This window comes from Trichocoleus sp. FACHB-6, from assembly GCF_014695815.1.
GTDB classification, from domain to species: domain Bacteria; phylum Cyanobacteriota; class Cyanobacteriia; order Cyanobacteriales; family FACHB-T130; genus Funiculus; species Funiculus sociatus.
Genome location: NZ_JACJOY010000096.1, coordinates 87,604 through 108,124, shown reverse-complemented (window position 1 = coordinate 108,124; position 20,521 = coordinate 87,604). Strand labels below are relative to the sequence as shown.

21 protein-coding genes and 1 pseudogene are annotated in these 20,521 nt (G+C 46.1%); 10 read left to right on the top strand and 12 right to left on the bottom strand.

Annotation, left to right across the window (positions count from 1 at the left end; all coding sequences use genetic code 11):
- Positions 1 to 62 precede the first annotated feature (62 nt).
- The 5 genes and pseudogenes from H6F66_RS29460 to fabG all read right to left on the bottom strand — a co-directional run bounded on the left by H6F66_RS29460 (position 63) and on the right by fabG (position 3,079).
- Positions 63 to 335, bottom strand: a complete 273-nt coding sequence (locus tag H6F66_RS29460; protein WP_190424101.1) for a hypothetical protein — start codon at positions 333 to 335, stop codon at positions 63 to 65.
- A pseudogene (locus tag H6F66_RS29455) lies at positions 325 to 620 on the bottom strand (BrnT family toxin). The gene H6F66_RS29460 and the pseudogene H6F66_RS29455 overlap by 11 nt, the downstream one beginning before the upstream one ends.
- A gap of 201 nt (positions 621 to 821) precedes the next feature.
- Complete coding sequence (locus H6F66_RS18810; protein ID WP_190424099.1) at positions 822 to 1,523, bottom strand: hypothetical protein; 702 nt, start codon at positions 1,521 to 1,523, stop codon at positions 822 to 824.
- Between the two features lie 29 nt (positions 1,524 to 1,552).
- Positions 1,553 to 2,062, bottom strand: a complete 510-nt coding sequence (locus tag H6F66_RS18805) for a hypothetical protein (RefSeq protein ID WP_199295271.1) — start codon at positions 2,060 to 2,062, stop codon at positions 1,553 to 1,555.
- 249 nt (positions 2,063 to 2,311) lie between these two features.
- Positions 2,312 to 3,079, bottom strand: coding sequence for a 3-oxoacyl-[acyl-carrier-protein] reductase (gene fabG, locus H6F66_RS18800; protein ID WP_347269404.1), 768 nt, complete (start codon positions 3,077 to 3,079; stop codon positions 2,312 to 2,314).
- A 148-nt stretch (positions 3,080 to 3,227) separates the two neighbouring features.
- Here fabG and trxA point away from each other — a divergent pair, with 148 nt between their 5' ends.
- Positions 3,228 to 3,545, top strand: a complete 318-nt coding sequence (gene trxA / locus H6F66_RS18795) for a thioredoxin (RefSeq protein ID WP_190424097.1) — start codon at positions 3,228 to 3,230, stop codon at positions 3,543 to 3,545.
- 326 nt (positions 3,546 to 3,871) lie between these two features.
- Here the strand turns inward: trxA and psb29 are convergent, their stop codons facing one another.
- Entirely contained in the window at positions 3,872 to 4,576 is a 705-nt protein-coding gene (gene psb29, locus H6F66_RS18790) for a photosystem II biogenesis protein Psp29 (RefSeq protein ID WP_190424094.1), read from the bottom strand.
- A 170-nt stretch (positions 4,577 to 4,746) separates the two neighbouring features.
- On the opposite strand from psb29, the gene H6F66_RS18785 reads away from it, so the two are divergent.
- Positions 4,747 to 5,358, top strand: coding sequence for a chromophore lyase CpcT/CpeT (locus H6F66_RS18785; RefSeq protein ID WP_190424092.1), 612 nt, complete (start codon positions 4,747 to 4,749; stop codon positions 5,356 to 5,358).
- Positions 5,359 to 5,466: 108 nt separating this feature from the next.
- Here the strand turns inward: H6F66_RS18785 and H6F66_RS18780 are convergent, their stop codons facing one another.
- From H6F66_RS18780 to hemF, 3 genes are all read right to left on the bottom strand, one after another.
- The gene (locus tag H6F66_RS18780) at positions 5,467 to 5,835 is read right to left on the bottom strand and encodes an STAS domain-containing protein (protein WP_190411700.1); all 369 of its coding nucleotides are present in this window, start codon (positions 5,833 to 5,835) and stop codon (positions 5,467 to 5,469) included.
- A gap of 242 nt (positions 5,836 to 6,077) precedes the next feature.
- A complete protein-coding gene (locus H6F66_RS18775; protein WP_190424090.1) occupies positions 6,078 to 6,497 on the bottom strand; it encodes an anti-sigma factor antagonist in 420 nt (139 codons plus the stop codon).
- A 72-nt stretch (positions 6,498 to 6,569) separates the two neighbouring features.
- Complete coding sequence (hemF, locus tag H6F66_RS18770) at positions 6,570 to 7,613, bottom strand: oxygen-dependent coproporphyrinogen oxidase (protein ID WP_190424088.1); 1,044 nt, start codon at positions 7,611 to 7,613, stop codon at positions 6,570 to 6,572.
- Between the two features lie 15 nt (positions 7,614 to 7,628).
- Between hemF and H6F66_RS18765 the strand changes: the two genes are divergently transcribed.
- Positions 7,629 to 7,841, top strand: a complete 213-nt coding sequence (locus H6F66_RS18765) for a hypothetical protein (RefSeq protein ID WP_190424086.1) — start codon at positions 7,629 to 7,631, stop codon at positions 7,839 to 7,841.
- Positions 7,842 to 7,944: 103 nt separating this feature from the next.
- On the opposite strand, the gene H6F66_RS18760 is transcribed toward H6F66_RS18765, so the two are convergent.
- The gene (locus H6F66_RS18760) at positions 7,945 to 8,658 is read right to left on the bottom strand and encodes a hypothetical protein (RefSeq protein WP_190424083.1); all 714 of its coding nucleotides are present in this window, start codon (positions 8,656 to 8,658) and stop codon (positions 7,945 to 7,947) included.
- 396 nt (positions 8,659 to 9,054) lie between these two features.
- On the opposite strand from H6F66_RS18760, the gene H6F66_RS18750 reads away from it, so the two are divergent.
- The 7 genes from H6F66_RS18750 to H6F66_RS18720 all read left to right on the top strand — a co-directional run bounded on the left by H6F66_RS18750 (position 9,055) and on the right by H6F66_RS18720 (position 15,881).
- Complete coding sequence (locus tag H6F66_RS18750) at positions 9,055 to 9,546, top strand: SRPBCC family protein (RefSeq protein ID WP_190424082.1); 492 nt, start codon at positions 9,055 to 9,057, stop codon at positions 9,544 to 9,546.
- A 169-nt stretch (positions 9,547 to 9,715) separates the two neighbouring features.
- Positions 9,716 to 10,780: an Mrp/NBP35 family ATP-binding protein gene (locus tag H6F66_RS18745; protein WP_190424080.1), complete on the top strand. Its 1,065-nt coding sequence runs from the start codon at positions 9,716 to 9,718 to the stop codon at positions 10,778 to 10,780.
- 76 nt (positions 10,781 to 10,856) lie between these two features.
- Positions 10,857 to 12,110, top strand: a complete 1,254-nt coding sequence (gene rodA, locus H6F66_RS18740; protein WP_190424078.1) for a rod shape-determining protein RodA — start codon at positions 10,857 to 10,859, stop codon at positions 12,108 to 12,110.
- Positions 12,111 to 12,322: 212 nt separating this feature from the next.
- The gene (locus H6F66_RS18735) at positions 12,323 to 12,520 is read left to right on the top strand and encodes an NAD(P)H dehydrogenase subunit NdhS (protein WP_190424076.1); all 198 of its coding nucleotides are present in this window, start codon (positions 12,323 to 12,325) and stop codon (positions 12,518 to 12,520) included.
- A gap of 73 nt (positions 12,521 to 12,593) precedes the next feature.
- Complete coding sequence (locus tag H6F66_RS18730; protein ID WP_190424074.1) at positions 12,594 to 13,262, top strand: HAS-barrel domain-containing protein; 669 nt, start codon at positions 12,594 to 12,596, stop codon at positions 13,260 to 13,262.
- A 215-nt stretch (positions 13,263 to 13,477) separates the two neighbouring features.
- A complete protein-coding gene (locus H6F66_RS18725; RefSeq protein ID WP_190424072.1) occupies positions 13,478 to 15,616 on the top strand; it encodes a cation:proton antiporter in 2,139 nt (712 codons plus the stop codon).
- Between the two features lie 19 nt (positions 15,617 to 15,635).
- On the top strand, positions 15,636 to 15,881 hold the full coding sequence (locus H6F66_RS18720; protein WP_190424070.1) for a hypothetical protein: 246 nt from the start codon (positions 15,636 to 15,638) through the stop codon (positions 15,879 to 15,881).
- On the opposite strand, the gene H6F66_RS18715 is transcribed toward H6F66_RS18720, so the two are convergent.
- Positions 15,878 to 16,336, bottom strand: coding sequence for a hypothetical protein (locus H6F66_RS18715; RefSeq protein ID WP_190424068.1), 459 nt, complete (start codon positions 16,334 to 16,336; stop codon positions 15,878 to 15,880). The two genes, H6F66_RS18720 and H6F66_RS18715, sit on opposite strands and share 4 nt — an antisense overlap.
- A gap of 141 nt (positions 16,337 to 16,477) precedes the next feature.
- Entirely contained in the window at positions 16,478 to 19,522 is a 3,045-nt protein-coding gene (locus H6F66_RS18710; protein ID WP_190424066.1) for a valine--tRNA ligase, read from the bottom strand.
- Between the last annotated feature and the right edge of the window lie 999 nt (positions 19,523 to 20,521).

Below are 20,521 nucleotides of genomic sequence, written 5' to 3'. Positions count from 1 at the left end.
TTATGAGTTATTGCCAGAAACATCGGAGACTTTTATTTATCTGGCAATGATCCGTATCATGGTCAGGCGGTTGGCATAATATTTAACCCCTCACCACTTTTCAAACATCCTCTTAGACTAGCAATCAGTGCAGAGACAGTATCACCCTCTAATCGCTCAAGATCGGCTCGAAGTCCCTGACCAATATAAGCGCGAACTAAAGGCTGATAGCCAGAAAATCCTAGTAATGGCGCTACTCGCTTCAAATCTTCAATGACATCTTCAGGAATGCGAATGGTAATTGTCGTCATCGGACGATTTTTATTTAATCGCTTTTTTAATGCCTCAGCTTTCATAATATTCACGTTCCTTGCGTGTCGCTTTGCGAGCTGAAATGATCCGAATCGTGTCGTTTTCACGCTCAATGTAGACAACGTACAAAAGATTCCACGCCGATCTAAACCAATGATCGCATCTCGTTCCTCATTATTGCGGCTGGCATCAACTACAACTAGAAAAGGGTCGAAGAATGCTTCTGCGGCTTGCTGAAAGGTTACGGCGTCATGGTTACTGGGATTTACCCGTGCCTTCTCCTCGTTCCAGACAAAGGTGACATCATTAAGCACGAAATAGACATCCATACCTCACAGTGTAGGCAAAATGTATTTATATTGTAAATACGTATTATAAAAAACGGTGGCTGCAATTTGGCTCAATCTCAAACGCTCACCGACACGTTTGAAGTACCTCGGCGACCATTATTTTTGGGAGTTCCGGTGCAGGGGCTTATTAGACCGCTGCGATCGCTTACAGAATTGTAAGAACAAAAGAATCTGTAAATATTACTTTGGAACCCACAACCAACTATGCTTGCATTTGGGGCAGGTCAAATTCACTTGTCCTAAATGACTTGGAGCGCGTAGCTTTTGAGAGCAATTTGGGCAAGGAGTAATTACTTTTTCAGGCTCCCTTGTTTGGCTATCTGAAAGAAATTGCCCTGCTGTTTGACTATCTGAAAGAACTTGCCCTACAAGTTTATAAGCTTCACTAAGGGGGATATGACCCTTTTCTACAGCCTGCATCAATTGTTGAGCATCGTCAGGGCTAATCAAATTATGTTTGAGCGGTTCTTTCAAAAATGAATAAAATCTTGTCTTATCATGTTCATCAAAGTTAGACTGTCTCTCTTTAGCTTCAACTTCCCTCAACTTTTCTTTATATTCATTCAATAACTGCTTGCGTTTACCTTCATTAAAGCCACCATCTTTGATTAATCTCGATACACCATATACAGCAGCTCCGCCAGCTACAGCAGCACCCGCAACGAGTGTAACAGGAGCAGCAGCTACAGCCAAAGTAACACCGATGATGGGTATGTAAGCTGTTGTTGCACCAAAAAATGCTGCTGCTACTCCGGCTCCAGCAGCCCCTAATGCAGTCACTCCAACATCCCCAAGAATTCCGCTTCTGTCATTCGGATTCTTCTCTAGTTGTTCAATTACCTTGATCAGTTGTTCTTTAGTCAAATTTTGTTGTTCAGACATTTTAAGCCTCTGGTATTTCAATCTAGAGATTAAGCAGTAACAACGCCACGAAACACAGTATTAAATACGTCCACAAGAAGAGAAAAGAACTGTTGAACAATTTCAGCAATGTCTTCACCTACACCTTGAAATTGCTTGTCTAGTCTATGTCCAACGACTGCACCAATTACAGTAACAGTTCTTCCCAATGCTGCTGCCAATGGAGCTAAAAATTGTCCTAAAAATGGTATCGAAGTTATTAAACCTGCAATAGCAGCCCCAATTACAGCACCTATTCCAACCCCCACCACTAAAAATGGATGAGCTTTGACGAACTGAAGAATTTTTAATAGCACAATTTTTCCGACAGCAAAGACTTTACCCGTAACCTTTTTTGTAAAAGTAATTAGTTCATGCAAGCGACTGACAACTTCTTCGGGAAGCCCAAGCTCTTGAAGTTGCGCGTATACTTCACTACTTTTTACTGACTCGGCTTCTACATTCCAAAGTGCAAGCTTTAAATTTGCTTGTGCTGTGGATAAATTTTGATTGTCCATCATTGCTCCTAATACTTGCTGCCACGCAACTTCTACTAATTAAGTCTGGATTAAGTCTGGCACAGATGTCAGGACAGCACCTAAGTGAAATTACCTGAAGTCCACACTTTTTAACCTTATTAGTGCAAGCACACCCCAATCCTAATCTCTCAATTACGCCCTAACTGGAGATTTCAGCTTTTGCTTTGAGCTTATAGAATTAAGCGGGCAGAATGTAGAGACGTTGTATACGTCTCTACCGGAGATACGGTTCTATGCCATCACCATGCCGCCATCTACATTAAGCGTTTGACCAGTAATATAGCCAGCAGCAGCGTCCGCGGCTAGAAAACGTACCAAACCAGCGACTTCCTCTGCCTCACCGTAGCGCCCTAGAGGAATGAATTTCAAGATTTCCTCTGACTTGAGATTGCTGGTCATATCAGTGGAGATAAAGCCGGGCGCAACGGCATTTACCGTAATGCCGCGACTGGCTAACTCTTTAGCAACCGTTTTGGTAAAGCCAATTACACCAGCTTTAGCGGCGCTGTAATTTGCCTGACCAGGGTTGCCCATCTGACCTGCAACTGAGGCAATATTAATAATGCGCCCAGAGCGTTGCTTGAGCATCACTTTACTGACGACTCGCGTACACAAAAAGACACCAGTTAGGTTGAGGTCTATCACTGCTTGCCAATCCTCCGGCTTCATCCGTAGTAGCAGAGTGTCGCGGGTAATGCCAGCATTGTTCACTAGCACATCGACGCGGTTCCACTTCTCCATTACGGTGTTGAGGAGGGTGTCTACTTGGTCAGCTTTGGAGACATCGGCAGCTACTGCGATCGCACTCCCTACGCCCTTGGCTGTAATTTCCTCCACCACCTTTTCGGCTGCGCCACTAGAACTGGCATAATTAACAACTACGTCGGCTCCCTCAGATGCTAATGCGAGGGCGATCGCTCGACCAATTCCCCGTGAAGCGCCTGTGACGATGGCAACTTTTCCCTGCAATCGTTGCTGGTAGTTTAGTAATGCTTCCATCAATAATTCCTCTTGCTGCGTCGGCTTACACGATCGCGATTGTGCAACCGCGCTAATTATCTTATGTTGATTCGTACTTCGGAATGACCGAATTAATCTTTTTAAAGATTACGATAATCGTGAAAGAGTAGAAAACTGATTTTGTAATATGGCGACCAAAAAGCAGTTCAGCAGTTTCCAAGAATTACTGTCTAGTTCCCAAAAGCTGATATTAGTAGATTTTTATGCTACCTGGTGCGGCCCCTGTCAGATGATGGCTTCGATTTTGGATCAGGTGAACACCCGCATGAGCGATCGCGTGCAAGTTGTAAAAGTTGATACGGATAACTATCCAGATTTGGCTACTAACTATCAGGTTCACGCCCTGCCGACGCTGGTACTCTTTAAAAATGGTCAGCAAGTGGATCGCATTGAGGGTGTGCTGCCAGCCGAACAGCTGATTCAACGCTTAGCCCCTTTCGTTTAAGACTACATCACAAACTGCCGAATCTGAAGCCGCATACCCTATAGCGCGATCGCCATTATCTGAGTTTGGCAATTTGCGATCGCAAAAATTCGGAGATTTGGGATTTTTGCAGGAAACCATAGCGGTTCTCATTTGAATTAAACACAAAACTTAACCTCCTACCCTTTGGTGGGTAGAAGGTTAAATTTGTCTGATGTTAGAAATATGGCTCTAAAAAGTAAAAATTGAGTTCCCCTACAATCAGGGAGGTTAGAGCCTATCAATCCTTTTTACCAGGCTCTTGCCTGGTAAGGAGACTTTTCGAGACTTCCGCCTCGAATTGAGTCTTAAGGACTATTTGGAGGAGCCGCCACAACGCCTTTATCTGCGGAACGTTCCCGTTTTTTTCGTTCCGCTACGAGGGTATCTTCCATGACCAGACGCATCTGGGCCATTTTTTCCAGATTGCTGCGGTAAAACTCCAAATCTTTGAGCAATTTGTCTTCTGGGAGGCTCAAGCCCAGACAAATGTGCCTAAGTGCCTCAATTCGCTGTTTTTCGTCTTTAACCAGATCTGGGTCTGCCAATTCCAGCAGCGTATATAGACCAATCGCAAACAAACGGCTGTACTTAAATTGAGTATGGTTAGTGATCGCCTTTACAGCTGCATCGTGTAACTCTGAAGCACCCCTAGTATCCGCCGTTGGGTTTAACCAAGCAACTATTTCTTTACCTGGAAGCCGCTTAGCTAATTCCTCCAGCCGCTGGGCATCTTGCTTGTACTGTTCCGTCTTGTCCCCTACTGCCTGACACAAGGCATCAAAAATGGGTTCTTTATCCCTTTCTGGTCGATAGCCTTGCATGAAGCGGTTAAAGGACGTTACCACCCCCAGTCCATATATGGGGTCATAGCGAAAGTCCACATTGACTGAAAGCAAGTGCATTTCCACCATCAACTCTTCCACAACCCGCCGATAGATGGAGTTTATGGGGCGGGTGTGGAGACTATAAAAAGTTCTTTTAGTGTCTGATACAGTGCGGACGTTATTCACCGGGAATTTTTAAGGGAAACTTAACCCTATTGTCTCCCTTAAGGACACGTTTGCCAAGCTCATGTTTTACAGATCCACTGGGCAAGCTAAAATGCGGGATCGCTGGGATCACTAATGGCTAATTGTTTATTGTCATTAGCCATTAGCCATTAGCCATTAGCCATTTTATTATGACCTTCTCCCCGGAACTAACTCTCCTCGCTAGCTACCTGGCTGGGGAATTTGATAATCGAGAACAAGCGATAAAAGATCCTGCGTGGTATGTACACCTACGCCTTTGGCTGCGACCAGTACACTTATTTACAGAAGACAGCCTCACCCTATTTGCAGAGCAAGCCAACATCCTTAAACTGGATCAACCCTATCGTCCGCGGATTCTGCGCCTGTGCCAAAGCGACACCTCAGAAGGGTGTGTGGTGCAATATTATATGCTCAAAGATCCAGATCGCATCAGGGGTGCTGGACAGAATCCATCGTTGCTGAAGACACTTACACCGGAGCAAATGGATTTTTTACCAGGCTGCACCCTAACTGTCACTCAGCAACACTTAACCCAAAATAGTTATAAATTTTCCGCTGTACCTGCACCTGATACCCGGTGCTGCTTTACCTATCTAGGGCAAACTTACCAAGTTGCTCTGGGATTTGAGGCAACTCAGAAGGAATTTAGAAGCTTTGACAAAGGGATAGACCCCCAAACAGGCAAAGCCATCTGGGGGGCGCTCCTTGGCCCCTACATTTTCAGCAAGCGGCAAGATTTTTCTACTGAGCTACCGAGCTGAAGTCCGTTGTCAGTAGGCATTTAAAAATATGAAAGTTTGAAAATTCTCAAAACGTTCCCACGTTTCAAGTTTTCAACTTTCCAACTCTTAAAGTGGCTAATAACTGCCTCAGCTGACCATGCTGCGAGGTACTCCTTCAAGAGCCTCTTCTTCAGTTTCAAAAATTTCAAAAACCGAATCCATCATGGTGACTTCAAACACCAGCTTGGCTTCTGGATGAACGTTACAAATGCGGAAACTACCTTTGACTTTATCAGCATCCCGCATCCCTGCCACCAGCGACGTTAGTCCAGAGCTGTCGATAAAATTAACCTGACCGAGATTAACAACGACGTGGCGACTGAGTTTAGAAATACATTCCTGCAACTTCAGGCGAAACTGCCATGCGGTTGTAATATCTAGGCGTCCAGTGGGTGCCAAGACGATGACTGTAGTTCCGTCTTGAGTCGTATGTGTTCTCTGATCGATGTGAATCACCAAGACCTCCTTGCTCCGGAAGCTCCATCTTTAATACCTACAGAGGAGCTGCATTATAGTGCGATCGCTCGCATGAATTGAACTTTCAGTAGTCTAACTCTAACTCATATATAACAGGTAGCAAAAGCCTATTTTGTATGATTTTGAGAATAGTGGCTGGGGACTGGGGACTGGGGGCTGGGCACAAGGGACTAGGGACTAGGTAAGAAACCTTCTAATTCCCAATTCCCAATCCCCAATCTTTATTCCTTACCTTCAGTGTTGGGTAGCAATCGGCCGCTTCCTTTGGTGGAACCGATTTTCGGCGTGGCATTTGGGTTTTCCAAGCAGTCTAAGCAATCGTCATAGATTTCCAACACCGAATCCATCATAGTAATTTCAAACACCACCTTGGCTTCTGGTAGTGGATGACAAAGGCGGAAACTTCCTTTCACTTTATCTGCGTATCGCATTCCAGCCACCAGCGAGGTGAGTCCAGAGCTATCAATGAACTCTACCCCTTGGAGATTCACGACCACATGACGACTCAGGTTTAAGATACACTCCTGCAAATAAACGCGAAACTGCAAAGCCGTTCTGATGTCCAGCCGTCCTGTGGGTGCCAAAACGATGATTTTAGTACCGTCCTGGGTCGTATGTGTTTTCTGGTTGATGTGAAACACTGACCCTTACCTCAGATATAGCCAAAATAGCCCACTTGTGCTATCTAAGTGGATATTTTCCCATAGTCTAACTCAGGTCTGGGACGCTTTATCTGGTGTCCAGTTTGCCCAATCTTGCGGCTTCAAGAAAGTTTCATAAAGCTCAGCTTCTGGGGTGTTCGGTTCTGGTTGATAGCCATATTCCCAACGTACCAGTGGCGGTAAAGACATCAAAATTGACTCAGTGCGTCCGTTAGTCTGAAGTCCAAAAATTGTGCCTCGGTCATAGACGAGGTTAAATTCTACGTAGCGACCGCGACGATATAGTTGGAAGTTACGCTGGCGATCGCTATACTCCATCGACTGCCGCCGCTCGACAATGGGAACATAAGCTGGTAGAAATGCCTGACCGCATTGCTGCACAAAGGCAAATATCTTTTCCCAGTTGCGCGGCTCTGGCGTACCAACTTTGTTGCTATAATCTGCCGCTGGCCCTTGGGCATCCGGGCCGCGATACAAAACGCCTTGACCATCTTGATAGTCAAAAAATATACCACCTACTCCCCGCGTTTCTTGCCGATGCTTCAGATAAAAATATTCGTCGCACCACCGTTTAAAGGTTGGGTAATACTCTGGATGGTGGGCATCACAGGCTTGCTTCATGGTGCGGTGGAAATGGGCGACATCTTCCGCAAATGGGTAATAAGGTGTTAAATCGATACCGCCACCAAACCACCACACAGGGCCTGCCTCAAAGTAGCGATAATTCAGGTGAACGGTGGGGACGTAGGGATTGCGAGGATGCAACACCATCGAAGTGCCAGTAGCATAAAAGCCGTGTCCCGCAGCTTCTGGACGTTGCACTAAAATCGATGGCGGTAGCTGGTGTCCCCAGACTTCAGAAAAATTAACTCCGCCCTGTTCAAACACTTCACCCTCGCGGATTACGCGAGAACGACCGCCGCCGCCTTCTTCTCGTTCCCAGGCATCTTGTCGAAAAGTTCCGCCTCCATCCAGCTGTTCCAAACCCTGACAAATTTGGTCTTGCAGCTGTTGCATAAACTGGCTGACTCTAGCTTTTGAGTCATCTGGGGGGAGAAGGTTGCTAGATGTTGTTTCTGTAGTCGAAACTGTCATAATTTCAAAATCTTAATGTTATTTAACAGAACAATTGGGTACAAGTCGAGGATCTTAAATATATTAAGCTGTCCGGTTGCCAAGCAAACTATCGGTGTCAACTTAAGCCCCGACGAATGGAGCCACGCGGCGACACAAACCAAGTCTCGCGTTGCACGAGACTATGAGAATTTCATGCAGTTAGCCTGTGTAGCTGCGGTTGAAACCGCCCAAGCAACGTTAAGTTGACACTAATGGTTGTGATCGCGTCCATTGATTTTATCCATTTTCTTAAGAGCGATCGCCTTCTAGCAAAAACGGGGTTGGCGATCGCGTTGTTGTATCTACTAGACTATTTCTGTTCTTTGGATTTCCACCCAAGCCACTTTCTCACAATTACTATGATCAGACGCTGTGCTTCTAGCAAGGACATAGGACTCTTCGGTGGCTGAGACGACTTCTCAACCCCGTGACGTGCATCATCGCCAATCGCATCAGGACTCTGAGCCGTCCGAGTGAAGCATTCTGTCTTCTTTTTTGTAGCCCAGCCATCTTCTGTGATTCTGCTACCAACGTCGTCTTGAACGACTTCGTAAATTTTGTAAAGATTAACCCAGTCGTGTTCACGCTTAGTCCATATACGAAAAACTTTTTTTACTTTCTCGTCTTGGTCTGCAATTGTTGCCCAAGTTTCTAAGTCGCTAGGGTGTTGGTAAAAGTCCTCACTTTCATCCCCTTCAATATCAAAACCGAAGCCTTCAATAGTCCAAATTGCTGAAAGTAAAACCTCTGGATGCCTCTTTCCGTTTTCATCAACTCGAACAATGACATCAAGTGTAAATGGTTTAAAATCTCCAAAATAAAACATTGCCACTCCATTTATCAAAGTCAAAAGTTCAGTGGCACAGGCATACATCTCAATATCATCTGTTAGCAAGTCAAAGCGTGAAGAACTTAGGTAGTAACTCCCCTCTTCTTTAATCACACTCCATTCGGGCGAACGAAGTAATTGGGTAAGACTCCTAAGATGGGATTCTTTACCCTCCAGTAGAACTAGCCATTTCATTAATAACCTCGCCAAATCATAATCGTCTTATCATCACTACCACGGGCCAGCGTCTGTCCATCTGGGCTAAAAGTAGCGGAAAAAATTATGCCCTTATTCTAAGAGCGATTTAAATGCTTAGAGCTTCTGCCAAACCCAGCCTATAATTCTTCGACGTGACCGGAATCTAGGGAGGCGTGATCACGCAAAAAGATGTGATGGGTAAAGTTACCCTAACTAATCGAGAATGGGTAAGCAACTTATAAACTAGCTGGAATTGATTTAGACCAATCTCACCCATCGTCCTTCCATAAAAAATATACAGGTGGCTCTGGAAATATCCTACAGAAGGATGCTAGACACAAATAATTTATTCTATAATGATAAGTTACCTTGGAGACTCGCTGCGGGGGTGTTGTGATTCTCAATTTTTCCTTCAAGTTCATCGTTGGTCGAAAAGGTTTTTCCTTCCGCTTTTCTCTGGCTCGGACGTATCGCGTTGTAAGTTCCGCCTCCGTGGATGTCTTATGGGAAAAATTAATTAACTTAGGCGATGTATCTTGGCATCCTCTTCTTACCAGCACTAATGTTCCTAGGGGGCTGATTGCTAAACCGGGTTTGATCTATAACGCAGTTACCCGCTTGATGCCAATTCCAATTAGGGTTTTTGTTGAGCGCGTTCGTCCCTGCGAGTTACTCAGCGCGAGAGTTTTGGCGATTCCAGGGGTGGAGAAACGAGTGACTTACCAGGTGGAATCTACTGTCTGCGGTACGTATGTTTCTTATTCAGTCACCTTGCGCGGTTGGTTATCGCCCTTAATTTGGTGGATGATTCGGTCTTCTTCAGCCCGCGTAGCCGCTGAATTAGCCTCCGCAGCTGAACAGGTGAGTTTACAAGCGCAAGGGTGAAACAAGGGGAGTGGGGAATTATCAATTCCGAATCTTAAATTCAAAATTGGAACAGAGCAACTGTATAGCGCGATCGCGCACTCGCAACCGTTAAGATGCTTTATTGTGAGAGAATCCGCTTCGGCGATCGCTTGCCAGTTGCAAGTGGGATAAGGAATATAAGTGTCCTATGCTCGATGCTAGTTCAGTTTTAGAAGTATTGCGACCAGTGCAAGATCCCGAACTCCGCAAGAGTTTGGTTGAATTGAACATGATTCGCAATGTGTCCATTGATAACGGTAAAGTCAGCTTTACTCTGGTACTGACGACACCCGCCTGTCCCCTACGCCAGTTCATTGTCGAGGAATGCGAACAGGCGTTGAAAAAGAATCTACCAGAAGTAACAGATGTGGTGGTGGATGTCACTGCCGAAACCCCCCAACAAAAATCTCTTCCGGATCGCACAGGGATTGCTGGTGTAAAAAATATTGTGGCAATTTCCAGCGGTAAGGGTGGTGTGGGCAAAAGTACCGTTGCGGTAAACGTAGCGGTGGCTTTAGCACATATGGGGGCAAAAGTTGGTTTAATTGATGCGGATATTTACGGGCCCAATGACCCAACAATGTTGGGACTATCGGATGCTCAGATGACGGTAAGGCAAGGCCCCTCTGGCGAGGTGCTGGAACCTGCTTTCAACTACGGTGTCAAATTAGTCTCAATGGGGTTTTTGATTGACAAAGATCAGCCTGTGATTTGGCGAGGGCCGATGCTTAATGGCATCATTCGCCAGTTTCTCTACCAAGCGGAGTGGGGCGAACTCGATTATCTGATTGTCGATATGCCCCCTGGTACTGGTGATGCTCAGTTGACTTTAGCGCAGGCGGTACCAATGGCTGGGGTGGTGATTGTCACTACACCGCAGACAGTGGCTTTGTTAGACTCGCGCAAGGGCTTGAAGATGTTCCAGCAGTTGGGAGTAAAAGTGTTGGGGATGGTGGAAAATATGAGCTATTTTATTCCACCAGATATGCCAGACAAAAAGTACGACATCTTTGGTTCTGGAGGCGGGGAAAAGACAGCACAGGAACTGGGTGTACCCTTACTGGGTTGTGTACCGTTAGAAATGCCTGTGCGGGAAGGAGGCGATGCGGGAGTGCCGATTGTGGTTGACAAACCAGAGTCAGCATCTGCGAAAGCGCTGTTTGCGATCGCATCTCAAATAGCGGCTAAAGTCTCCATTGCAGCCCTAGCATAAGGCAAAAGACAAAAGGCAAAAGTAAAAAATATTCTTTCTTTTGCCTTTTAATTTTTAAATTTTTACTTCTTTAGCAATGTTGCACAAGTCACTGACTGGTTTTCGTTGGAGATCGATGCTGGCACCTTGGCAAGAGGTAGACTGGCTGCTATTGTTTCTTACCGTTGGCCTTACCATTCTTGGGGGTGTGATGATCCGCAGCGCGGAACTCCACCTGGGGCTAACAGATTGGTGGTGGCACTGGCTGATGGGCGCGATTGGTTTGGTAGTGGCGATGTTTATTGCGCGATCGCGTTACGAAAACCTGCTCCAGTGGCACTGGATTATCTACGCTATCACCAATCTCTCCCTGATAGGGGTGATGATCATCGGTACTACCGCTAAAGGCGCTCAACGATGGATTACTGTCGGCAGCTTCAACATCCAACCCTCGGAATTTGCCAAATTAGGAGTAATTATTACCCTAGCTGCTCTGCTGCACGCTCGTCCCGCCAATACCATTCCAGCGGTTTTGAGAGCTTTGGCAATAACTGGGGTTCCTTGGGCTTTAGTATTTTTGCAGCCAGACTTGGGAACCTCCCTGGTGTTTGGCGCGATCGTGCTGGGGATGCTCTATTGGGGTAATGCCAATCCAGGTTGGTTGGTGTTGCTCGCTTCTCCGGTGATGTCCGCCATCCTCTTTAACGTGTTTATGCCTGGGTGGTTCGTTTGGACAGCACTGATGGGGATAATTGCTTGGCGCACCTTACCCTGGCCCATGTCCGGTGCAATTGGAGCGATCGCAGTCAACCTGATCGGCGGCGAACTAGGAAAGATATTTTGGGGCTTATTAAAAGACTATCAAAAAGACCGACTCATCCTCTTCCTTGACCCAGACAAAGACCCCCTCGGCGGCGGCTATCACCTGATCCAATCTCGCATCGCCATCGGTGCAGGTGAACTTTGGGGACGAGGATTGCACAAAGGAACCCAAACCCAACTCAACTTCATCCCGGAACAGCATACCGACTTCATCTTCTCAGCTATAGGAGAGGAACTGGGATTGGTAGGGGGCTTCTGTCTGCTATTGGTCTTTTGGTTAGTCTGTCTGCGCTTGGTGATTATTGCCCAAAATGCTAAAGACAACTTTGGCTCGCTCCTCGCTATTGGTGTCTTATCGATGATTGTGTTTCAGGTGGTGGTTAACTTGGGCATGACTATGGGATTAGCACCAGTGACAGGTATTCCCCTTCCTTGGGTTAGTTACGGTCGTTCGGCGATGCTGAAGAACTTCCTGGCTATTGGGATTGTAGAATCTGTGGCAAATTATCGTCACCGACTGAAGTTTTAGTTATTAGTCATATGAATTATGGCTAATAGATAATATAGAGTTTCAAGAGTTGGGTGGAGTAGATCAACGTTTGGTAGGGACAGGCAATGCCATATCCCTACAGATGTATCGCACCCAACCCTTGAATTGCTATAGAACAAGTAGCCATGAGTCCATGATTAAATGAACACTTGTATTAAGCTAATAAATGAAAACTTAATTGAGAAGGAATTATGATTTTACCTGGAACGGCTGTACGAGTGAAGAATATCGACGATACCTACTACGGTTTTCAAGGGCTAGTTCAACGAGTCACCGATAATAAAGCAGCGGTACTGTTTGAAGGCGGCAATTGGGATAAGCTAATTACCTTCCAGCTATCAGAATTAGAAATTTTAGAGCCAACAGCGGGACGCAAAAAGGCAAAATAGTAAATGGCTAATTGCTAATGGCTAATAGCTAATAGCAATTTTCCAATTAGCCATTAGTAATGAATAATTGATTATGCGTCTTCCCTTACCCCAATTTGCTGCGGGCGAGCGATCGCCCAACCATATTGCTGAAGTGATTGAGACGGCAACGACTGAATTCCTGGCCCAGTGTCTCGATCCCGAAGACTTGAGCTTCCCAGTCATGCCCCCTTTTGGCAGCTGGGTCAAGTCTACTGATGAAGAATCGGGCAATTTAGTCTATGCTATCGTTTATCATGCCACCACCAGCCCAATTGATTCCATCCACCGGGCGCGCGCATTAGGGCTGTCACTAGAGGAACTGCGAGAGCAACAACCTCAGATATTCGCCATGCTCAAAACCGAGTTTCGCGCTGCCATAGTTGGGTTTGAGGCACAAGGACAGGGAAATAATGGTTACAAGCGTGTCGGCGGAATAACTTATCAATACCTGCCACCTCGTCCGCCGCAAATACATCAAGCGGTTTATCGCTGCGAACCGGAAGAAATTATTCACTTTAGCGAACAGCTGGATTTTCTGCGAACCTTATTGCAGGTGAACGGTGCGCCCGTAGAGGCGCTAGCAGGAGCGGCGATTAGAGAAATTTATCAATTACGCAAAGGCGATCGCGATTGGTTAATAAAAGCAGGACGCACTCTGAGCCTTCTTCTCAAAGACGATTACGACAGATTGAGGTATATTTTGAGCCAAATTAATCTTTAGGAAGTTTAGATTTTGGGTTTCTAATCGGTAATAAAAAGGAAAGAAGAAAAAGTCAAGGATTTTTTTTTGCCTTTGCCTTTTAGCTATTTCTATAGAGATAGGGCGCAAAAAGCCCTTTTTCTGTAAGATAACTCCAGCAATACAACTGTACTTTAAGCAGGATTGTAGCTTGCTTTTGAGAATGCCGGTTAAAAATCATCCCTAAGCTACCTCCTATGGAATCAATTTCAGAAGTTTTAGAGCAACCGATAGTTCCATTTGCAATTTTGCTAGTGGTCATCTTGACCGTACCTATGCTGTTCGAGCGGTGGTTGCGGCTGCCAGGATTGGTTGGTTTGTTGGCAGCAGGTGTTGTACTCGGCCCGAACGGGTTGAAGCTGCTGGAAACCGAATCAGAGACGATGAACCTGCTCTCAGACATCGGGTTAGTTTACTTGATGTTTGTGGCAGGGCTAGAAGTTGATATTGAGCAATTTCGCAAAACCAAAAATCGCTCGATTGGTTTTGGTACCTATACCTTCCTAATACCCCTGATTATGGGGACAATCGTGGGGCGTACCGTCGGACAGTTTGACTGGAATGCTTCAATTTTAATTGGCTCTTTATTTGCTTCTCATACCCTCTTGGCTTATCCAATTATCAGTCGTCTGGGTGTTGTGGGAAACGAAGCCGTCACTGTCACCATTGGCGCGACAATCTTCACCGATGTTGGCGCGTTACTGGTACTAGCCGTTTGTGTGGGAATTCATGCGGGTGACTTTACGCCTACTAAGCTGTTCACCCTGTTGGCATCCTTAATTGTTTACTCTGCGGTGGTTTTGTTTGGCTTTGATTGGGCTGGAAAACATTTTTTTCGACGTTCTGGGAATGATCAGGGCAATCAATTTTTATTTGTATTGTTAGCGCTATTTCTGGCATCGTTGGGCGCACAGTTGATTGGGGTAGAAAAAATTGTCGGAGCCTTTTTAGCTGGTCTGGCAGTGAATGATGTTTTGGGGGAAGGGCCAGTAAAGGAAAAGGTGCTTTTTGTCGGTAGCGTCTTATTTATCCCGATTTTCTTTGTGGATATGGGGCTACTGATAAATATTCCGGCTTTTATTAAAACGCTCTCTTCTGTCGGGTTAACTCTAGCAATTGTGGCGGGTTTGATTGGAAGTAAGTTTTTGGCAGCTTTGTTTGCCAAACTAACGTACCGCTACAACTGGCGCGAGATGCTAACGATGTGGTCACTGTCGCTACCGCAGGTTGCTGCTACTTTGGCAGCGACGCTGGTGGGCTATCGGGCGCTCAATCCGGCGGGTGAGAGGTTGCTGACAGAAGGTGTTTTAAACAGCGTGCTAGTTTTGATGCTGGTGACGGCAACGTTAGGCCCGCTGATTACCAGTCGGGTAGCGCCTGGGTTGAGTGTACCGGAAACGGAAGCGATCGCAACTAACACAACTGGACTAGATGGCATACCTGCATCGCCAGACCAACCTTTTACAGTGGTTGTACCTGTCTACAATCCGGAAACCGAGAGGAATTTAATGGAAATGGCAGCGCTACTGGCGCGGCATGAAGCGGGAAGGATTGTACCGTTAGCGATTACCACAGCGCACGCCCACATGGACGCACCGCAGTTGGAAGGGGCATTCCAGCAAGGTGAGATGCTACTTGAGAGAGCCACAGGATTAGCCGTTGAACTAGGTGTGACAGCGGTACCATTGCTGCGGCTTGATGACAACGTTGCTCAGGGAATTAGCCGCGCCAGTCGGGAACAAAAAGCGAGTTTAATTGTGATGGGCTGGGGTAGACGCACCGGCTTAAGGGCGCGTTTGTTCGGCAATGTGATTGATAGCGTCCTGTGGTCGTCTCACTGTCCAGTTGCGGTGACGCGGTTGCAGGGTCCGCCGTCACAAATTCGGCGGATTTTGGTTCCAGTGGAAAACTTGACGGGGCAAGCGATACAACCGTTGCGGTTTGCCCAAATTCTGGCTGAGGCGAATCAGGCTCAGGTGACGTTGTTAAACGTCTGCAATAGTAGAACAACGCCAGCGAAGATAGCGTGGAACCAGTCGCAACTGTCTCTGCTAGTCTCGAAGTGGGCACCTGGAAGTAACAACATCAACGTTGAAATTATCAAGAATGACAATGTGGCGCAAGGAATTCTAAATGCTTCTAAGTCGGTTGATTTGATTGTATTGCGATCGCTTCGTCGCCGCACCGCTGGCGGTCTAGAAATCAGCGATGTTACTACACAGTTAGTTCAGCAGCTAAATTGCTCTGTAGTGCTGCTAGGGGAGCCACAACGAACCCAAACGGGTGTTGTTCTACCCAGGACTTCCAGCGTTTCCATGCCCCGGATTTCAATTTAACTAAGGTCAGGATGGCTAATTGGGAATTGTTAAAAGCCATCCTGCTCTTAGCGTTCAGGAGCATCACGTCGAGTGCAAATATACACCTATAGAACATCCGCGCCTCAATACTCCACAAACGAAGCCTAACGAAAGCGGCGTTCCTATTAGCCTACGTTGGCTTTCGCTTTATAGGCGCGGCTTTCTTCTAGGCTTGGTACGCGAAAGCCACGCCTTGAGCCGTCAGGCATTTTTACAAGCATGGGGATGCCTGTTCGCTTTTTAACTATTTCCTCTCCTTTTTAAGTCTTCTTCCCAGGCTTCTAGTTGCTTTTTTTTCTGCTCTAGGTCTTGTTCCAATGTTTGAATTTGTTCCCGACGCGCTTCCATTTCTAAATTTTTGCGGGCTAATTCCTGACTTTGTAAAGTGAGGTCTTGCCGCCAGTGTTCAGCACGTTCGGCTTCCTGCTGTAAAAAGGTGGGAGTAATGCTACTTGTTAGGTACTGCTGCACTAATTCCAAAACCCAATCTTTCGCTTTTTCAATACTATGAATCTGCTGATTTTCACTTACCTCTACTAAAACTAACCAACCTTCCTTCGGGGATTCGATATCGACGGCGGGAATTACATATTCTTTATCAATCACTGCCCAGGTATTCTCAGAGGTTTGTTTGGCAAGGATTCGCAGTTCTACCCCGCCTGACAATTCATTTTTTTGCACTTCGGCAAAATATCGCATTGCTATCTTGTCTTTAAACGAACACGTCTGGGCACCCTAAGTTTACGGGCGTATTATATCGTAAATAACACTTTTATTCCTATATCGCAGGGAATAAAGTGTTATTAAAGCCGGGATACACCACTGTGTCCCTAGAGACTTTTAGAGCCGCTCCAGTCGCTCACGCAGAATTTCTGCCTGTTTCTCAGCTTCGGCTAGTGAGTCCCGCGCCTTTTGCACCACGTCAGGTGCGGCTTTCTCGACAAAATTGGCATTGCCTAAACGCCCGGAAAGGGATTTGGCTTCGGCTTCAACTTTGCTCAAGTTTTTATCTAGTTTGGCACGTAGTGCGTCCACATCGACGACTCCGGCAAGGGGAATTAAAACTTGGATTGTGCCAACGACACCAGCGATCGCTTTTGGCATAGCACTTTCTTCACTGTTCTCCTGTTCTGGTGGTCTAAAATCGGTTTCTGGGGGATGGGCGTAGCCAAGTTGTTTTGATGCTGTATCCTTTTTGTCAATTTTGCCTTTGGCAATAATTTGTGTAACCTTTGACACTACAAAAAGACAAAGAAGCACCACAAATAAAAATGGCAGCAAAAACAAAAATGGTAACAAAATCGGGGCATTGGCACTAGATTTTTCCTTGACAGATGCCGCGAGATTTGGTTCGGTAGAAGACGAGAGGGCAGACTTTACATCTGCGGATGAATCCGGCTTTAATATTTCGGTAGATGACGGGGTATCTTTTGCGCCCTTGATGGTTAATTTCTCTACCTTTGCCAAGTCTTGAATATAAGACTCCCCTAAGTTTAGGATATGCCGTTCCTTGTCGCTTTGGGTCTGCAAAATTACTGGAACCTTCACCCCAGGCTTGATGTCAGCTTCTGCCCGAAGATTGCGAATGGTGCGGATAGTGCCGAATAGCAATTCAAATTGCTGTTCTTTATCTGGGTCGATGAGTGCGGGATCTGCTTCGGGATAAGATTGTAACGCCAAAGCTTTGCCTTCACCAGCTTGAGTGAGAGTATGCCAAATTTCTTCAGTGATGTGAGGCATGAAAGGATGGAGTAATTTTAGAATCCCTTCCAGCACATAGGCAAGCGTCTGCTGGGCAACTAGCCGCGATGCTGCTGGTGCTTCCGGACGCAGGCGAGGTTTTACCAGTTCAATGTACCAGTCGCAGAAGTCACCCCAAATAAATTCGTAAAGTCCTTTGGCAGCTTCCCCTAGTCCGTAGTTGTCGATGTATTGACTACTTTGCTGCACTACTTGATGGTAGCGGGAGAGAATCCAGCGATCGCATAATTCCAATGCCTCTGTTGCGGGGTTCCCCAGTTGTTGCGGCGTTTTACCATCCAGATTCATCATCACAAACCGGGCAGCATTCCACAGCTTGTTAGTGAAATTCCGGGACGCTTCCACCGATGCAGATTCATCACTCTTGCGATTGTATTCTAGGCGGATATCTTGACCTGCACCAACCACTTCCTTAATCAGAGAGTAGCGCAAGGCATCAGTGCCGTATTTGTCAATCAGCAACAGCGGATCGATACCATTGTTGGCAGACTTGGACATCTTCTTGCCGTTCTCATCCAGTACCAAACCGTGGATGTAAACGTCCTTGAAGGGCATTTGACCTGTAAAATGTCCAGCCATCATCGTCATTCTGGCAACCCAGAAGAAGATGATGTCAAAGCCAGTAACGAGGGTAGCGGTCGGGTAGTAAGTTGTCAAATCCTGGGTTTGTTCCGGCCAACCTAGAGTAGAAAAAGGCCACAATCCAGAAGAGAACCAGGTATCTAGCACATCTGGATCTTGTTCTAGTTTGACATCTTGTCCAAATTTTGCAACCGCTTTTTCTTTTGCTTCTGTCTCGTTTTGCGCTACCACAAACGGCGTGTTGTCGGTAATTTCGCCCCCAGTTTCGCTGACTGCATACCAGGCAGGAATTTGGTGTCCCCACCAAAGTTGGCGAGAGATGCACCAATCTTGTAGTTTGACTAGCCAATCCCGATAAACCTTAGTCCAACGCTGGGGAATAAACTCTGGGGAACTTTTATCGTCTAAGAATTGTAACGCCCGGTCAGCGAGAGGGCGAATTTTGACAAACCACTGAGTAGAGAGGAGGGGTTCGACCGGGACTTTACCGCGATCGCTATAAGGAACCGTATGCTTATAATCCTCTATCTTGACCAAAAACCCGTCTGATTCCAGTCGCTGCACCACATTTTTCCGGGCAACAAAGCGGTCTTGTCCCTGGAACTCCCCAGCATTTTCGTTTAAAGTGCCGTCCTTATTCATGATGTTGATAAACGGCAAATTGTGGCGCTTACCCATCGCAAAGTCGTTGGGGTCGTGGGCTGGTGTCACCTTCACGCAACCAGTCCCAAAGGCAGGATCGACCAATTCATCGGCAATAATCGGAATTTCCCGCTGCATAATTGGCAGCATCAGCGTCTTCCCAATCAAATCTTTGTAGCGGTCATCATTGGGATTCACTGCCACCGCCGTATCGCCCAGCATCGTCTCCGGTCGAGTTGTCGCCACCTCCATATAGCCAGAACCATCCGTGAGGGGATAGCGGAAGTGCCACAGATTACCGTTAACTTCCTTGTTTTCCACCTCCAAGTCAGAAACCGCAGACTGAGTTCCAGGACACCAGTTCACCAGGTAATTGCCGCGATAGATCAACCCTTCCTCATACATTCGGGTAAAGGCTTCCAGTACCGCTTTAGATAAGCCTTCATCTAGCGTGAAGCGTTCCCGCGACCAATCTACCGAAACGCCCAAACTCCGCAGTTGGTTAACAATCTTACCCCCAGATTCAGTTTTCCACTGCCAAGCTTTTTCGAGGAATGCTTCGCGCCCTAACTCAAAGCGAGTTTTACCTTCTTTTTTAAGTTGCTTTTCCAGAATCGTTTGCACTGCAATACTCGCGTGGTCGGTTCCCGGTACCCACAAGGTATTGCGCCCTTTCATTCGGTGGTAGCGGACGAGGGTATCAATCAGGATACTCTCGAAGGCGTGTCCCATGTGCAAGCTACCCGTGACGTTGGGCGGGGGAATGACGATGCAGTAGGGTTCGCCAGAATGATTGGGGTCTGCTTGGAAGATGTGGTTTTCTTCCCAGAATTTTTGCCACTTGGTGTCGGTGGTTTTGGCGTCGTATTGGCTGGCGAGGGTGGGGATTGTTGCGGTCATGCTGGGAAGACTAAATGAAGAGGGGTTTAACTAAATTTTGCCATACGGTAGGGGGGGTAAGAAGAATGAACTGCGTTGGCGGAGCCTGCGCGGTTTATTTCTCCAAAAAATCCTTGCTTTTAGGTTTTACCATTTTGCACCATGACTTTTAAGTAGTATTGCCAGACTTGTTATTAGCTCGGAAATTATCAAAATTTCTAAATTCATAATCTCAACGCTTAATTAGTTAGGGTCAATCATTGAGGATATATCGAGGCTTTTGGTGCAGTTGGAAATCGAAGAGTTATACAAGAATGACTCTGCTGATAAAAGTATTTCTGTTCCCTTGTGTTGGCGATAGGAGTTGATTTTTATCCCATCAAATTTTAGCAATTGTGCTTTTGTTTGGTTGCATATTTCTTGGCTATGAGTCAAGTTACCCGGAACAATTATATGTTTACCAAACATATTTTAAGTGTGAATCGGTCTTTAAGGTCAACTTCACCAAGGTTTTAGCTCTGCTTGTAAGCTATATTTACTTACCTTTCAACTACTTTTTTGGCATATAAGGTGCTGAAGAGCCAATAATGACAATTTTAGTTCATTTGATGCGATCGCGTCTTGGAGACAGAGGTTTGACACTTCCGGCTAGTTGAAAGCTAAAGAATCTACTCAAGCCATTCCGATGATTTTTCTGACCGCGCTTTGCGAAACTGCGGATAAAGTCAGAAAGTGGAGTTATACTGCTCTGGATTACGCCCCTTCAGTATGAATGCGATCGCTTGTATATGCTAGTAGGCGTGATCGCTTATATCGTCAAGGGCTGTCTTGATACTTTTAGCAAAACTTTACTATTTGGCAGTGGTTGGTTGGCAAATACTAACTTCTATTTCTAAATGTTTAGCTTTATTTAGCTTTGGAAAAATTGGTGATTGGCTGGGAAATATAAATAAAGCTAGGTAAAATCCGGTACGCATCCATCTACTCTTACGTCAGTTCACACTATCTATTACTTCTACA

Excerpts from the sequence above, each read along its gene's own strand:
- H6F66_RS29460 (WP_190424101.1), bottom strand. The coding sequence starts at position 335 with ATGAAAGCTGAGGCATTAAAAAAGCGATTAAATAAAAATCGTCCGATG.
- H6F66_RS18810 (WP_190424099.1), bottom strand. The coding sequence starts at position 1,523 with ATGTCTGAACAACAAAATTTGACTAAAGAACAACTGATCAAGGTAATT.
- H6F66_RS18805 (WP_199295271.1), bottom strand. The coding sequence starts at position 2,062 with ATGATGGACAATCAAAATTTATCCACAGCACAAGCAAATTTAAAGCTT.
- fabG (WP_347269404.1), bottom strand. The coding sequence starts at position 3,079 with ATGGAAGCATTACTAAACTACCAGCAACGATTGCAGGGAAAAGTTGCC.
- trxA (WP_190424097.1), top strand. The coding sequence starts at position 3,228 with ATGGCGACCAAAAAGCAGTTCAGCAGTTTCCAAGAATTACTGTCTAGT.
- H6F66_RS18785 (WP_190424092.1), top strand. The coding sequence starts at position 4,747 with ATGACCTTCTCCCCGGAACTAACTCTCCTCGCTAGCTACCTGGCTGGG.
- hemF (WP_190424088.1), bottom strand. The coding sequence starts at position 7,613 with ATGACAGTTTCGACTACAGAAACAACATCTAGCAACCTTCTCCCCCCA.
- H6F66_RS18765 (WP_190424086.1), top strand. The coding sequence starts at position 7,629 with ATGTTATTTAACAGAACAATTGGGTACAAGTCGAGGATCTTAAATATA.
- H6F66_RS18760 (WP_190424083.1), bottom strand. The coding sequence starts at position 8,658 with ATGAAATGGCTAGTTCTACTGGAGGGTAAAGAATCCCATCTTAGGAGT.
- H6F66_RS18745 (WP_190424080.1), top strand. The coding sequence starts at position 9,716 with ATGCTCGATGCTAGTTCAGTTTTAGAAGTATTGCGACCAGTGCAAGAT.
- rodA (WP_190424078.1), top strand. The coding sequence starts at position 10,857 with ATGTTGCACAAGTCACTGACTGGTTTTCGTTGGAGATCGATGCTGGCA.
- H6F66_RS18735 (WP_190424076.1), top strand. The coding sequence starts at position 12,323 with ATGATTTTACCTGGAACGGCTGTACGAGTGAAGAATATCGACGATACC.
- H6F66_RS18730 (WP_190424074.1), top strand. The coding sequence starts at position 12,594 with ATGCGTCTTCCCTTACCCCAATTTGCTGCGGGCGAGCGATCGCCCAAC.
- H6F66_RS18725 (WP_190424072.1), top strand. The coding sequence starts at position 13,478 with ATGGAATCAATTTCAGAAGTTTTAGAGCAACCGATAGTTCCATTTGCA.
- H6F66_RS18715 (WP_190424068.1), bottom strand. The coding sequence starts at position 16,336 with ATGCGATATTTTGCCGAAGTGCAAAAAAATGAATTGTCAGGCGGGGTA.
- H6F66_RS18710 (WP_190424066.1), bottom strand. The coding sequence starts at position 19,522 with ATGACCGCAACAATCCCCACCCTCGCCAGCCAATACGACGCCAAAACC.